6 protein-coding genes and 7 pseudogenes are annotated in these 14,337 nt (G+C 58.0%); 8 read left to right on the forward strand and 5 right to left on the reverse strand.

The annotated features are described in order from the left end of the window. Nucleotides 1-173: 173 nt before the first annotated feature. The 3 genes and pseudogenes from NKI52_RS31780 to NKI52_RS31790 all read left to right on the forward strand — a co-directional run. Complete coding sequence (locus NKI52_RS31780) at nt 174-1,730, forward strand: ISL3 family transposase (RefSeq protein WP_352700774.1); 1,557 nt, start codon at nt 174-176, stop codon at nt 1,728-1,730. Nucleotides 1,731-1,776: 46 nt separating this feature from the next. Next, nucleotides 1,777-2,217 (forward strand): 2-phosphosulfolactate phosphatase, encoded by a 441-nt coding sequence (locus NKI52_RS31785; RefSeq protein WP_352700775.1) that lies wholly within the window; start codon nt 1,777-1,779, stop codon nt 2,215-2,217. A gap of 72 nt (nt 2,218-2,289) precedes the next feature. Beyond that, a pseudogene (locus tag NKI52_RS31790) lies at nt 2,290-2,398 on the forward strand (IS110 family transposase); the annotation flags it as partial. 266 nt (nt 2,399-2,664) lie between these two features. Here NKI52_RS31790 and NKI52_RS31795 read toward each other — a convergent pair. Continuing rightward, a pseudogene (locus NKI52_RS31795) lies at nt 2,665-3,232 on the reverse strand (IS110 family transposase); the annotation flags it as partial. 763 nt (nt 3,233-3,995) lie between these two features. Here NKI52_RS31795 and NKI52_RS31800 point away from each other — a divergent pair. Next, nucleotides 3,996-6,596: an HAD family hydrolase gene (locus NKI52_RS31800; RefSeq protein ID WP_352700776.1), complete on the forward strand. Its 2,601-nt coding sequence runs from the start codon at nt 3,996-3,998 to the stop codon at nt 6,594-6,596. 297 nt (nt 6,597-6,893) lie between these two features. Here the strand turns inward: NKI52_RS31800 and NKI52_RS32865 are convergent. Together NKI52_RS32865 and NKI52_RS31810 are read right to left on the reverse strand one after the other, a co-directional pair. After that, a pseudogene (locus tag NKI52_RS32865) lies at nt 6,894-7,022 on the reverse strand (IS110 family transposase); the annotation flags it as partial. A 227-nt stretch (nt 7,023-7,249) separates the two neighbouring features. After that, a pseudogene (locus NKI52_RS31810) lies at nt 7,250-7,804 on the reverse strand (ATP-binding protein); the annotation flags it as partial. A gap of 312 nt (nt 7,805-8,116) precedes the next feature. Between NKI52_RS31810 and NKI52_RS31815 the strand changes: the two are divergent. Together NKI52_RS31815 and NKI52_RS31820 are read left to right on the forward strand one after the other, a co-directional pair. Continuing rightward, nucleotides 8,117-8,290 (forward strand): hypothetical protein, encoded by a 174-nt coding sequence (locus NKI52_RS31815; protein ID WP_352700777.1) that lies wholly within the window; start codon nt 8,117-8,119, stop codon nt 8,288-8,290. Then, entirely contained in the window at nt 8,274-10,343 is a 2,070-nt protein-coding gene (locus NKI52_RS31820; protein ID WP_352700778.1) for a recombinase family protein, read from the forward strand. Before NKI52_RS31815 ends, NKI52_RS31820 begins: the two co-directional genes overlap by 17 nt. A gap of 31 nt (nt 10,344-10,374) precedes the next feature. On the opposite strand, the pseudogene NKI52_RS31825 reads toward NKI52_RS31820, so the two are convergent. Further along, a pseudogene (locus NKI52_RS31825) lies at nt 10,375-10,635 on the reverse strand (ATP-binding protein); the annotation flags it as partial. A 4-nt stretch (nt 10,636-10,639) separates the two neighbouring features. On the opposite strand from NKI52_RS31825, the pseudogene NKI52_RS31830 reads away from it, so the two are divergent. Next, a pseudogene (locus NKI52_RS31830) lies at nt 10,640-10,828 on the forward strand (IS21 family transposase); the annotation flags it as partial. A gap of 22 nt (nt 10,829-10,850) precedes the next feature. Here the strand turns inward: NKI52_RS31830 and NKI52_RS31835 are convergent. Beyond that, nucleotides 10,851-12,265 (reverse strand): annotated as a pseudogene (locus tag NKI52_RS31835) (ISKra4 family transposase). 1,873 nt (nt 12,266-14,138) lie between these two features. Here NKI52_RS31835 and NKI52_RS31840 point away from each other — a divergent pair. Then, the coding region (locus tag NKI52_RS31840) for a transposase (RefSeq protein WP_352700780.1) at nt 14,139-14,337 on the forward strand (199 nt) is incomplete at its 3' end.

Here is a 14,337-nt window from a genome sequence, read left to right on the forward strand (position 1 = left end):
GCTCCGAAACGAGTCAGGCGCTCGTTGCGGGCGCCGACGAATATCGGTCGCGGCTCGTGATGGGCGATCCCGCGCTCGCTCAACATGTGAATCGGCGTGCAAAATTGGGTCTGACTCACATTTGATGATTTTGCATGGCGGCGTGGTGCTGTTTTCGGAGGGGAATCAGCACCATGGTGAGAAATTTGCGTTTGTCGTCCTTGATCCCGGCGGGATTGGTCGTCGAGGCGATCGCTGAGAACGAAGGAGTGATTATCATTACCGCGCGGTCAGGGACGCCGGCGCGGCCTTGCCCTCTTTGCCGCAGAGTGTCGAGCCGGGTCCACAGCCGCTATGTTCGACGCGTGTCCGATCTTCCCTGTAGTGGGACGAAGGTAGAGCTCCGCCTCGTCGCGCGGCGCTTCGTCTGCGATGCTACATTGTGCCGTCGACGAATCTTCGCCGAGCGCTTTGACGACAGTGTTGTCACCGAGCGATCGCGCCGGACCTCGCGATTGGAGTGTATCGTTCATCATCTTGGACTGGCGCTCGGCGGCCGGCCGGCGGCTAGTTTTGCAAAGCGGCTGATGGTTCCGGTCAGCAATGACACATTGCTGCGGGTGGTGCGGCGACGGGCCTGTTTACGAACAGACCCTATCAAGATTGTCGGCATCGATGACTGGGCCTATCGCCGTAACCATCGCTACGGCACGATCGTCTGCGATCTGGAGCGACGGCGGATCGTGACGTTGTTGCCCGACCGTGAAGTTGCCACCGTCGAGGCTTGGCTTGCCGATCACCCTGAGATCGAAACCGTCTCGCGCGACCGCGGCGGCGGTTACGGCGAAGCCACCGCCAAGGCATTACCGCATGCGGTTCAGGTCGCCGACCGCTGGCATCTCATGGAGAATGCGAGCGCGGCTTTCCTCGACGCCGTTCGCAAGTCGATGCGGATAATCCGAACTGCGATCGGCGCTACGACGGTCAATCCCGACTTGCTCACCTACGTGGAGAAGCTGCAATACGAAGGCTATCTGCGGCGCGAGGAGACAAACGCGGCAATCATGAAACTTGCCGGCGAAGGCATCCCCATCAAGGAGATCGTGCGCCGCACCGGTCACAGTCGCAAACTCGTACGCCAAGTGATCCGTGGCCAGCGAACCGATATTTTCCGCGTCCGGCAGAGTTCGCTCGAGGCATGGTTGCCGTTCCTGGATGCGCAATGGATATCGGGCTGCCACAATGCAAGCGAGCTCTGGCGGCGGCTGAAGACAAAAGGCTTTCGGGGACGCCTGGGCGTCGTCAGCGAATGGGCAAGGCGACGGCGTCGCGCCGAGCAGGCATCCGATCAGCAACTCCACAAGGTGCCGTCAGCCAGAACGATCGCGCGGCTGATGACGACGGCCCGTGATCATCTGAGCAAAGCCGACACGGTGATGATCGCCGCCATCGAGGCGGGCGTGCCCCTGCTGGTGGAAGCACGCAATCTGATCGCCGGTTTCCATTCCATGATCCGCAAGAAGCTTGCCGATGATCTCGAGCCGTGGATCGCCGACGCCGGCAAAAGCCTCATCGCATCTTTCGCCAAGGGCATCATTCGCGACCATGCCGCCGTCCGCGCCGCGATCACCGAACCATGGTCCAACGGTCAAACAGAGGGACAGATCACCAAGCTCAAGCTTGTGAAACGGCAGATGTATGGACGCGGAAAGCTCGACCTCCTGCAAGCCAGGCTGATCGGTGCCGTATGATCCCGAACTTCATCGAGAGTGCGTCAGACCCAGTTTTGGAAGCCGTTTGACACTGAAGCCATACGAACGCCCAAAGGTGCTGATTGGTTCGCTGCGAAACCTGGGTGCTGTTGCCCGGCGTGCGCTCGCGGAGGCGTCATCGCGCAACGCAGACATCACGATCATCTGCTCGGGCCAACTGCGCAACTCGCGTATCGCGATTGAAGATAGCTACTGCGCCGGAATGATCGTGTCACAGTTTTGTGAACTTGCGAAGGATGACGCTGTTGAACTCGACGATTCTGCGTCGCTCGCTCACGGCTTCATAACCTCACAAAAAAGTGCGGTGAAGGTGTTACTGAGCTCGATGACCGGTCGCCGCTTCATCGGCAACTGCCGGCAGAACGACGTGGAGTTCTGTGCGCTCACCAATGAATCTACAATTGTTCCGGTCGTTGCCGCGCAAGGCGAAGACTCCGATCATCCGGTTTATCTCCTCGAGAGATGATGGCGGCTGCTCCTGTCGAAATGTGAAAGCGTGGTCGATGTGAGTCGCCACAAACATTTGGAAGGAGCTGCCATGAAGTACTTTGCCGGACTGGACGGTCTTTGAAGAGACCTCTATTTGCATTGTCGACGAGACTGGCCGGATCTTGAAGGAGGCGAGAGCGTTGAACGATCCGCAGGCATAGACAGCATCGAGCTTCGGACGAAGTTCGCGCAGATTCGTCAGTGGCAGACGGGGACTCTCCCGTCACCATCATCGCCTCCGCACCATCCCGCGTCATCCAGATCGGCAACTGCACCAGGGTGCCGTCAGGCTGGCGGATGATCAGAGCGACCTCGTCACCATGGCTATTGCGCCCGGCAACAATAACCGCTGCCCCGTAACGGGGATGAAATCGATAGCGGATAATCGCTTCACCCCACTCGATAGCAGGCATTATGAAGTTGTTGCACCGACGCCGGGCGCGCGCTCATCAGCCGCTGGCAAACAGGATCGGCACGGGCGATCTTCAGCGTCGCACGGTGCAGCTGGGCAAACTTGTTCCACAACGGCCCGTGCCTGCAGCATCGCGCCGATCACCGTCGCAAGCATGTCATGGCCTTCGATGAAATCGCGAATGCGCGCCTCGAAACGCCAGCGGCTCACCTCGCCAGCCTTCGTACCCACGTAGGATTCCGCGGATGCTGAGCTCGACGTCGAGCAGCTTGGCCTGCAACAGCTTGCGGCCGACCAGCAGTGCCCGCACCTCCTTGGCATCTGCCGACTTTGCGTGCACGGGACGGCACCAGCACATGCGCAGCAACGGCGCGATCCCGCGGGCATCTTTGCGATCCGTCTTCACCGGCATCGCCGACAGTGCCGCCTTACATGCCGTCTCCAGCAACACCACCTCAAAGCCGGCGTCGACCAGACCCTCGCTCAACCACTGCGATAGTGGACCCGCCTCAAGGCCGACGCGGATGATCGGCAGTCCCAGATTCCGCATTCCAATGATTCCGGACAGTGATTCCGAAACGAAACCGGACCAATGCCGTCTGGAAAATCGTCGGAATCCGCACCCAGATCGGCAAAATGCTGCAACAGTGCCTCTGGGTACCCGTCTCAACGCAATGGAGTGGAAGGCCATGACTGCGCTCTGCTTACAGCAGCGCGCGCCGCTTCAGCGCGTTCATATGCAGACAACGTGACAGCGCCTTGAGTGCTGGTTGCCCTGCCGCACGATGGCGGCAGCGGTGTATCTCTCGCCAATTACCTCACGCCGCGTCAGATGGATCTTCTGCTTACCCCAATCTACATTAACTTTAACACTTCTTCATCAAAATATCACAAAGCCGCTGTTCGTACACACGCAGTTGTTCTCAATATAATCAACCACTTGGCAAGAAATGTCGCGCTCCCGTCGCTACGTTGACGGGAACTCTATAAATGATAGTCTTCGACCAACGGTTTGGTGAGACGCAGGAGGGTCAACCAATGGTCGGATGTATTTGGACGTTGGCCGCATTTCGTTTCTGGAAGAGCATGGCTAAACGATGAGATGGGGATCGTCTGGCAATAGGAGAGCGGAATTTTGTTCCGCAGATCTGGTTCGAACCCAAGCCCCTCAACCAGTTCAGGACATCTCTATCTTAAATGCCGGCTCCTTCGAAGCTCCGTACGAAAAGCGGTAGCCGCTGACCTCGATACTTTGGCGATGCGCAGGGCCTAGACCCAAGAGTGGACGACAAGTGAGAAGTTGTCAGCCAGAAAGATTGCGCTTGCGGGAAGGGAGAAACTATATGCAGCTTATACTGAAGCGCTTGGCCGCAAAGATAAAGCAAGCCGATATTGCTCAGCAGTCTTCCGATCCTGACCTATACGGCGAGTTCTTGCTGCGTCGTCCCGGAGACGATGTCTATCAGTTTGTCGGTCACGCTGGTTCAATTGGTCCAGACGGGGGCGGTCTAACAGAAAAGACCACCCAACGGCAAACACCGGAGGATCGCCTGCTCCGGAGCGACATGCTTGATACGCACCATAAGACGCAAATAAAGGTCCACGATATACCAAATATTCTGGACGACTTTGGGGATTCGGTAAAGGTACTCTCACTTGACTGTTTCGATACGTTGCTATGGCGAAAGACAGCGACACCTAGTGACGTTTTTACCGTGCTGGCCGATAATCCCGTCGCGCGAAGCTTAGGGATAACTCCTCACCAACGCATTAGCGCTGCTACGCGTGCCTATCGAGCGAAGCCTCTAGAGAACGGATCCAGGGAGATCGATATCGGTGATATTTATCGTCTTTTTACATCCCTTTCTAGTGAGGAACGGGAGCTATTGGCCGAGGCGGAAATCCGAACCGAAATGAATGTTTGCTTTGCATTCTCACCGTACGTAGAGCTGATCAGATTGGCGCACACCCGTGGTATCAAAATTATAATTGTGAGCGATACGTATTTGCGCGAACACGATTTAAGACGCCTCTTGGCTCGGCACTTGCCTGCGGACGTTATGCAGGCAATCAGTAAGATTTACTGCTCTGTCGATCATGGGACGTCGAAGAGCCATGCCCTTTTTCAGATTGTAATCAAAGAGTGTGGCGTGCCCGCATCGCAACTACTTCACATCGGGGATAATTACGTAGCCGATGCGCAAGCGCCGCGGGAATTGGGCGTACGTGCACTGCATTTCCTGCCGTTTGATCGTGAGGTCGCAGACCTCTTGCGCCTACAGCACGCGGCTTCTTCATTGATTGTACTCGAGCAGGCATCGCCGGAAGCAGTTGTTCTACCATGCTATAGTCCGTTTCGGCCAATTTTTGCTGCAGCAAACCTGCAGCCGTACGCGCCTGAGACGGTGATCGGCTACATGTCGTTTGGCCCGGTGCTATACGCCTATGCCCGTTTTCTTATGGACGAGGTGGAGGCACTACAACAGCAGGGCAAGCGAGTAAAAGTCTTCTTTTTGTTGCGTGATGCTTATCTTCTTTCATCTGCCTGTGAAGCCTATGCGCGCAAGCCCGTCGGCAAACTGGTACGACTCCGCAAATTTATTGCTATTGCGGCTTCTTTCAAAACCCGCGCCGATGTCGATTATTACATTAGCGGGATCGAGTCCGAATATGACAACCTGCATACCACTGCAAAGCAGCTTTTGCTTCCGCCTGAAGTGACGGAATTGTTAATACGGATCGCCCATCAATCTGACGATCCAAAAACAGCGTTCCATCAGTTGGTCCACGACGACGATGTGCTGGAGTTGATATTCAAGAACTCCTTTGCTTTGCGTACCCGCTTGATGCGCTATATGTCAAAGGAATTGGAGTTAGAGGATGGCGATACCATTATCTTGGCGGACATAGGTTATTACGGCAGAACGCAGGAATATTTGAGTCGCACCTTCAAAGAAGAATTTAACGTCGACATACTTGGCCGCTATTTGCTTGCTTCCGACGAACCTTACCGTCCGGCGAACGGGAAAGCACTTATTACCACATCCAGTTGGAATTATGATCTATTTGAGCAATGCTGCATCCTCAAGGAAGGAATGGTTGTGGACTATGATGTGCACGGCGAGCCAGTTCTTGAGGAGATCAAACTTAGGGAGAGTCAGTACGAGAAGGTTGCCGAAATTCAAGATGAGTGCTTGCGGTTCGTCAATGATGCGAGGTCGTTTTTTGCGGACTCTGGTGTCACGCACGACTATTCTATTTTGCAGCGGGCGGCCCATGCAGCTCTATTTCGTCATGTCTACATGCCTATTGAAGCGGAGTTGGAATATTTCAAGGGCTTCCAGAACGACAAGTTTATGGGACCAGATCGAACGAAGACGCTCTATGATCTAGACAGTGCTTGGAAGGATGTGAGGTGCCTCCCCCCACCTTATCGGCTGGGTGCATATGAAACGCGCAGCTTGGGGCTTGACTTCGCATTCAGCAGTCTGGTGCAAAAAAGATTTCAATTTGACCTAAGACCAGAAGATATGAATGTGCGGTTTTCACCTCTGAAAGTCTCGATAGGGAGCATACACGAGTCCAAGGTCCTCTTGCTCAGAGCACACCATCTGCATGACGGTTATTTCTCCATTATGCTGCCATATGCAAACGGCACCAGTGTAAAAATGCTCCTGGGGGAGCACTACGAATGGTTGCAAATCGAAGGTATACAACTTGTAACTAATGCAAGAAGCGCGTGTAGGAATGTGTCGAGCTCTCTCGATCTGGAAGAAATCAACCGGGAGGGAGAGATTTACCGGTGCCTGTCACAGGCTAGTGTCGCAACAATACGTGCCGTTGATTTGCGACAGTTCAAAACGCCTCATTACTATAATGTGATCTTTCGCCCATTGGTTTCGAGGGCATCTGATCCGCCGCGGAGGCCAGGCGCCTCGCAATAAGGATGAAAATTCATGCCGCCTGCGCAGCGGTGATCATGTGTGGATGCCCCCGGTTTTGCAAGTTGGTTTTGAACAACGCAGAGCATGCGATCGAGTGCGGTCATGTGTCAGGCCTCACAACTGCGGCTCGTTGACATGGCCGCGGGCCGGTATGGAGATGCGCGGATCAGGTTCCAAATCACTGTGGGCGAGCTCGTGGCTCCGCGAATCACACTGGCTTTCCTAATCCCGATCTGATCGATCATTTGCCCTTACCGTTCGCGACCTCCTCGCAACACCGATGGACGATTGGCCCGATCAGGCTGCCGCCACCGGATTCCAATAATTCTCCTTCTTCGTGAGCATGGCCCATACAGCTCGTGCCATCTTGTTAGCCAGCGCGATGGCGACCACCAGGCGAGGTTTGCGACCGAAGGAGACGGCAATTTGATCGAGATAGGTCCGCCCGATCTCGCGGACCATCGGCGGCAGTCCCGTCTCCAACTCATCGATCGCATCATTCAGCTTATCGAGATGGACGGGACCCTTCGCCACCACGATGCCGAATTCGGCCAGATGACCGCGTAGCGCATTGATCAACTGCGTGCGTTGGCGCACCAGCAGTATAGCGCGGCGATCTGGAAGAGACGTGCGCGACAATCTGGATGAGACTCTCAGAGCGCGGTCACGGGCAAGTTATCATGCTGATTGTCGCTGGCAAGGCCATCGTCGTTTTCTGATTGTCGCTCCGCGACAGGTTCGTTTCTGTTCTTGATTCTCGCGTAGGAGGCGGGCCTGCCGCGCTGGCGTTTTGCTTCCATGGCGGACCTGCGCCTGTAGCTTTCGACATTCATCTCGAAGATCGTTGCATGATGAACAAGTCGGTCCACCGCGGCGAGGGTCATGGCGGGATCCGGAAAGACCCTGTTCCATTCTCCAAAGGGCTGATTGGCGGTGATCATGACGGAGCGCCGCTCATACCTTGCGCAGATGAGTTCGAAGAGCACGCTCGTTTCGGCCTGGTCCTTGGTGACGTAGGCCAGATCGTCGAGGACGAGCAGATCGAACTTGTCGGGCTTTGCGATGGCGGATTCGAGCTGGAGCTCCCGCCGCGCGACCTGAAGCTTCTGGACGAGATCGGTGGTGCGGGTGAACAGCACGCGCCAGCCGTTCTCGATCAGGGCGAGGCCGATGGCCGCGGCGAGATGGCTCTTTCCGCCGCCGGGCGGACTGGGCTCATAATGCCCGTTATCAGGATGGCGAGGCAAAGAAGATTGTCCGTTACGCCTTTCATCCACGTTCGGGCGGGGAGATTTTCGTCACAGGCCGTCAGCGTTATTGCGGTGAGCCGGCCTATGTCGGGCGACAACCGGATGGCAGCCTGGCGCTGATTCCGATCTGGATGACGGAAGAGATCGCCCTGACGATGGCGGTTCGCGAGGCGCCCCGTTTTCCCCTTTCATGCCTGCGCGACCTGCGCCGCGAGGTCGATGCATGTCTACGTTTTCTGCAGAGCGACTCACGCCAGCCAGGAGACGACCATGCAGCGCAGGCAATGCCGAACCGACCAGCCAGACCTGTTTTCCAAGAAGGCTCCGCCATCGAGTCTTCCAGGCGAAGTCCGGGAACGCACCCTCCGGCTGATCGAGACCTTGCTGAGGGAAGCGGTGGTGAGCCAGACGGGACGGGAGGCAGATCATGAAGATCACCGCTGAACATCTCGCGCGCGGTGCCTATGTCTATGTCCGGCAGTCGACGGCCGATCAACTCGTCAACAATCCCGAGAGCCGGCGACGCCAATATGGCCTTGCCGAGCGAGCGCGGTCCCTTGGCTGGAAAGACGCCATCGTCATCGATGAAGATCTCGGTCGTTCAGGGTCTGGCATCAGCCGTCCGGGCTTTGAGAAGCTTCTGGCGGCGATCTGCGAAGGTCGGGTTGGTGCGGTCCTCGCCATTGAAGCCTCCCGGCTGGCCCGCAATGGCCGGGACTGGCATACGCTCATCGAGTTTTGCGGCCTTGTCGGAACGCTCATCATCGATGAGGACGGCATCTACGAACCGCGTCATCCCAACGACAGGCTGCTGCTCGGCATGAAGGGCACGATGAGCGAACTGGAGCTTTCGATCCTGCGGGCCCGCTCGATCGAAGCCCTGAAGCAGAAGGCACGACGGGGCGAACTTTTCCTGACGGTGGCGATCGGTTACGTCAAGTCGGGCCGGAACCGGGTCGAGAAAGACCCGGACCTGCGGATCCGCGAGGCGATCGATCTTGTATTCCGGCGTTTCGACGAACTGCAGAGCATCCGGCAGGTGCATCTGTGGTTGCGCCGCGAGGGCATTATGCTCCCTGCCGTAAATTACACGCGCGCGGCGGACAGGGCGGTCGTCTGGAAGCTGCCCGTCTACAATACGGTGCACCACATTCTCACCAACCCGATCTACGCCGGCGCCTATGCGTTCGGGCGAACCTGCAGCAAAGTCACCATAGAGGCCGGACGCAAACGGATTTTGCGTGGGATCAGGCGCGATCGCGCCGACTGGGAGGTCTTGCTCATCGACCATCACGAAGGTTACCTGAGCTGGCACGATTTTGAGAGGAATCAGCGCCTGATCACGGACAATGCCACAAGCAAAGGCCTGGTGCCGCGCGGTGCTCTTCGCCGGGGCGAGTTGCTGCTCGGCGGTCTCTTGCGCTGCGGCCATTGCGGCCGCAAGCTGCATGTCTCCTATTCCGGCAGCAACGGCAATACGGGGCGCTATCATTGCCGCGGAGCGCAGGTCAACCACGGAACCGACCCGTGCATCGGCTTCGGATCGTTGCGGGTCGATCAGGCGGTCAGCGCGGAGGTTCTTCAACGCCTTCAACCGCTCGGCATGGAAGCGGCGATCAAGGCCATCGAGACCTCCACCGTGCAGGCTGGAGAGAAGCGGCGCCATGTGGAGCTCGCACTCGAGCAGGCACGTTATGAAGCCGCCCATGCACGCCGCCAGTATGACGCCGTCGACCCGGACAACCGGCTTGTAGCAGGCGAACTGGAGCGACGCTGGAATGCCGCGCTCGTAGCCGTCCGCGAGCGTCAGGACGAGCTTGACGCGCTCGACCGCCACAAGCCTGAGGCTCTGGGAGAAGAGGAACGGCGGAGCCTGCTGCGCATGGGCGCCGATCTCGAACTGGCATGGCATCATGCCAACGCCACCGCCACCACGCGCAAGCGGATCATCCGTGCCGTGATCCGCGAGATTGTCGTCGCCATCGAAGACGACCACATCAAAATGCTGGTGCATTGGCAGGGCGGCGACCATACCGCGCTTTCGGTCAGGAAGAACAAGGCAGGCCATCACCGTTGGGGCGCCCCGCCGGACATCGAGGACCTGATCCGTGCCCTGGCACGCCAATTGCCGGATAGAGCGATCGCATCGCTTCTCAACCGGCTCGGCAAAACCACGGGTCGTCTGAACGGATGGACGCAGTCCCGTGTCTGCACTTTCCGCAACCAGCACGACATCGCCGTCTACAAAAAGGACGAACGGTCGGAGCGCGGCGAGTATACATTGCAGGAAACGGCTGCGAAGCTCGGCCTGCGGCCAATGACCGTGCTGCGCATGATCCGCGCCGGCGATCTGAAGGCCGAGCAGTATTGCAAGGGTACGCCCTGGATCATCCGTCATGAAGATATCGAGCAACTCGATATCCAGCACCATTCCGGCAGGAGCGGACACAGTCCATTATCACAATCACAGGATCAGCAGATCCAGCTTTTTCAATAACATAGCGAGGTGTGCATTATGTCGTGGGATCGGGCGGGCCAAACAACAGGATGTTGGCGCCTTTTGCGAGCCAGCTGTCGCCGGCGGCGATCGCCATCACCTGGGCCTTGGAGACCATCGGCACCGCGTCGAAGGTGAAGCTGTCGAGTGTCTTTCCAGGCGGCAGATGCGCTTCGGCGAGGTGTCGTTCGATCCTGCGATGCGCACGCTCGGCCAGTTCATGTTCGGCGATGGCCGACAGGAAGCGGGCGGCGGGCCATCCCTCCCGATCGGCTTGCTCGGCAAATTGCGGCCTGCCATCGCAAAACCAGAAGGCTCGCGGCCGGCGACGGCCTGATCCTCTCGAGCATATCTTCGATCCCGAGATCGTTCCCCTTTTGAAGGCGGCGCCAGGCATCCGTGTCGTCGCCATCTATGAGGAGATGCTGCGGCGGCACCCGGAACTGAGCGCGGGCATTCGCCGGACGCTGGAGCGGCGCATCCGGGAGACCGGTAACTTCTCCGGGGTTACGCAGCGCACAGTAGGGGCGGTTTGGGTTTGAATAGTGAGGGCACGTTTGGCTCTGGCTCTCGAAATCGTGCCCGCAGTCGGTCCATCAGCATGTGAGCACCGTGGAGAGACCAGCGCATCTGCTGCTTCCTGACCATGCGTTTGGCGATCACGGAATTGACTGCCGACTCGGCAAGGGTCGTGGCCACGCGAAGTGCGGCTTGGTAGCGCTTTCCGTAATTCACGATCGCGCTGCGGTTCGAACGGACGTAGGTGAGGAGCTGAGACCCGAGGCTGTGGAGGCGCAGCATTGAGAGCTCACCTTCTCCTTGCGAGACATGCAAGCTTGCCAAGAGCTGCTCCAGGTCGTGGATAGCGCGATGCACGCGACCGTGCCACAAACGCCACTTCACAGCTCTGATGTCCCTGCCGATGGTCGGAAGTGTTTCAGCGAGACCAGACTGGGATCGGATCACGTGATCAGCGATCTGCTGCATGGGCTGGATCTTCATGGCGATGTGGAACCAGTCGATGATATGGGTCGTCGGTTTCGGCATGGCGCGCGGAAGCCGCTTCAGGATTTCGGCGCCGTCCGAGATCACGGTGACGTCCCCAAAGCCGCAATACCCCTCTTCCCGAAGAGCGTGGAGCGCTCGATCGCGTATCGCAGGTTGGTCGGTGTTGGCGGTGACAAAGTAGCGACCGCCGACTTCCCCCCGACCTCCGCGACCGCATCTGGCCACGACGAGTTCGAAGCTTCGCGCTGAATTGGGATCGGCGCTGCGAACGTGCGCCGTATCGATGCTGATGACGAACTCTTTGCGTCGATCGCCAGGAAGCTGCATCTCGAGCTGATGTCGTTCCTCCATCTTCATTCTCGCGCGCCAAGTTTCCTCAGTGATCTGGTCGTCGAGCCGCTCGCCGACTTTGATGGTCCGCTTTCGCACGGTCGCATGCGTCTCGGTCGGCTCGATGTGCAGGAATTCGGCGAGCACGCTGGCGGCTTGCCGGTACGGCATCATGCTTCCCAGTCGCGCCGTCAGTTCCATCAGCTCGGGCGTTGCCCGATCCGGACAGAGTTCCTTGAGCGGCGCGAACGCGGCTACCATTCCTGGGTAACAGTCCTGGCACAGCATCCAACGTGGATTGCGAACCTCTACAGTACCAAAGACCGTTCGAATTCGGCGCATCGTGTAGTCCTTGACCAGCCGAAACGTGTGGCAATCGGGGCAGACCCGGCGAGAAAGGGCATAGGTCTCCGCCTCGTGGTTCACGACCGCGCTTTGCAGGGCCGTCAGGATTTTCTTGCCGTCGTCGATCGACAGGCCGATATCACCGTCGAGCAACGTTCGTCGCTCTTCTCAATCCGAACTTCTTGGCGACAGACATCGCCGAGCGCGCTCTTCCCCTCGATCGAGATCGTCCACTCCATCGCGTTAATTTCTCCGCAGCAAAAGCGATGATGATGGACCCGCGGGTGCTAACAATTGGTGGCCGACCCCGGAGAAGTTACCAGTCTCCTTCATTTCGAGGTTTTGGAGAAGTGCCGCGCTGGGCCCTGACGTGCGTCCTGGTTAGGTTCGAGCTGTTTCGTCGCGTTTTAGGAATAGCGTCAACAGCACCAGCAGACCGATAATTCTCACCTAGCGCTGCGAAAGCGTGAGCGGACGATGCAGGGCTTTCATTCGGCAGGAGCCTGCAACGCTTCGTCTCGATCTTCTCAATCTTCTGTAATCTCTTCGCCCCGGCCCCGCTCAAAACGCTCCGCATATCCTGATCGATCTCCGTCGCCTCAACGCTAGTGCGGAATGGGAAGCTCTGCCCCGAGCTCTCATGGCCGATATCCTACATCTGCAGCTCTTCAGCCAAAATCTTCAGTTGCTCCGGGCAATTCGGTACTTCTGGGCCAATTACCATCATCATCTCCGTTGGTTGGGGGCAAGACCGTCATGACGGCTTCGCAAAGGTGATGCGCAAGTGACGTGCCATCCGGAGGATGTAGCTGAGCGCTGACATTCAAGTTGGGCTGGCGCACCTTCGCTCGTCTTCTTTTTGCTTGCAGAATGCGGACGAAATGCAAAACGTTTCGCATATGGTACGTCCGTTCGATAGTGAACAGTTTGGGCCAAAAGCGACAGTATCGTTTGCATGGGTCGAGACACCAGGTGGCGTCGGCGGCGAAATCGAAGTTGGACCTGTGGAGGTTTGGTCAGATGGTGCAGGTCTGGTCGGTGACGTGGCTTTATGTGGAAGCGATCGTTACCGATGGCGCGTGAACCCCGCACCATCTCGACCTCCTCGGGCAAGGTGACCCGGATGTGGCGGCCCTGGCCGAGCGCTCCCGCGCAATCTGTACGTCAAATGTGCCCCACGACAGCGTGAAGTTCGACATTGCACGCCTCAGGGTGATGCCGATCCGCGACGAGGCCGAATTATGCAGCGCATTCGGTCCAGCGCAACGATCGCCGGCGCGCGCGTGCCGGTTCAAGTCGACGTCGGCTTCGGAGAACCCATCACGCCAGAGCCGATCTGACGCCGCCACGATGGACCAGCCGACCGGTGAGTACCCGGGTGGCCCATGGACCCCTACGGAGTCGATCTCTTGAGCGCTCCGTCTCCGTCCGCGTCCACCGCGGTCGTAGCGTGACGAATACCACTGAACAGCAGCATCATGGATTGGGCGCTGGAGGAGAGGGCAGTTTAGTATAGCGACTGGCCGTCCCAATTATGTCCTCTGTGGATGGCTCCCGCGATGGAAGAGGTAATTCGACGTTATGGCGCGTTGGTCGGGTGCAGTCTTCTGTCCGGCCTGTTGATGCAGCCATTCGAGACTGCTGGCCCTGATGGGGTCGGCGAACTGGGGCTACATCCCGCGCAATTCGTTGCCGTTTCCGGGGAAGTTGTCGATCTTGACAGAATTATATTAGCGAATAGTAATATTCTCGAGCAGCGCCCGCCCCCGCTTGCCCGTCACGGATAGGGCCCAACCCGATCGGGCCCGCGCTCTCCGCCCGAGGCGCGGGCTTGTTTTCGAACGAAAGCAAACGGACATGCTGCAATCGTCATTGCACGACAACATTCCCCGGATTGGGCGATTGCTAAGGCGCCGTCCCCCTGCCCTTCCCAGTATCCGAAAAGCTTCGGTGAGGTAGGTCTCTTGGCAAACATAAAAAGTTCACGTGAACTCGTCTTCCCCTAACCTCAAAAATTCACGGTGGGTTGGCGGATGTGGTTCAAGCCGTTGAAATGACGTAGGATTTGGTTGCTAAGGCCGATCCGAATCATTTCCGGAGACCACACCCGCCATGAATGATCTTACGCTGCCGCTGAGCGGCTTGTCATCTGTCGGCGGCAAGTCCGTCGTCGTGCGTTTCGAAGGCGGCATGCTCTCGTCGGACAGTGGCGTTCTGGCTCTGGCCGAGGTGGAGAAACGACTGCGGGTGGCCGACCGTCTGGCGCGCTGCATCGATGATCCACGCAGCCCGGACCAGGTCATCCACAACT

Source organism: Mesorhizobium sp. M0590 (assembly GCF_040320905.1).
Taxonomy (GTDB): Bacteria; Pseudomonadota; Alphaproteobacteria; order Rhizobiales; family Rhizobiaceae; genus Mesorhizobium.

Coding starts and splice junctions, on each gene's coding strand:
- NKI52_RS31780 (WP_352700774.1), top strand. CDS start 174: ATGGTGAGAAATTTGCGTTTGTCGTCCTTGATCCCGGCGGGATTGGTC.
- NKI52_RS31800 (WP_352700776.1), top strand. CDS start 3,996: ATGCAGCTTATACTGAAGCGCTTGGCCGCAAAGATAAAGCAAGCCGAT.
- NKI52_RS31815 (WP_352700777.1), top strand. CDS start 8,117: ATGCAGCGCAGGCAATGCCGAACCGACCAGCCAGACCTGTTTTCCAAG.
- NKI52_RS31820 (WP_352700778.1), top strand. CDS start 8,274: ATGAAGATCACCGCTGAACATCTCGCGCGCGGTGCCTATGTCTATGTC.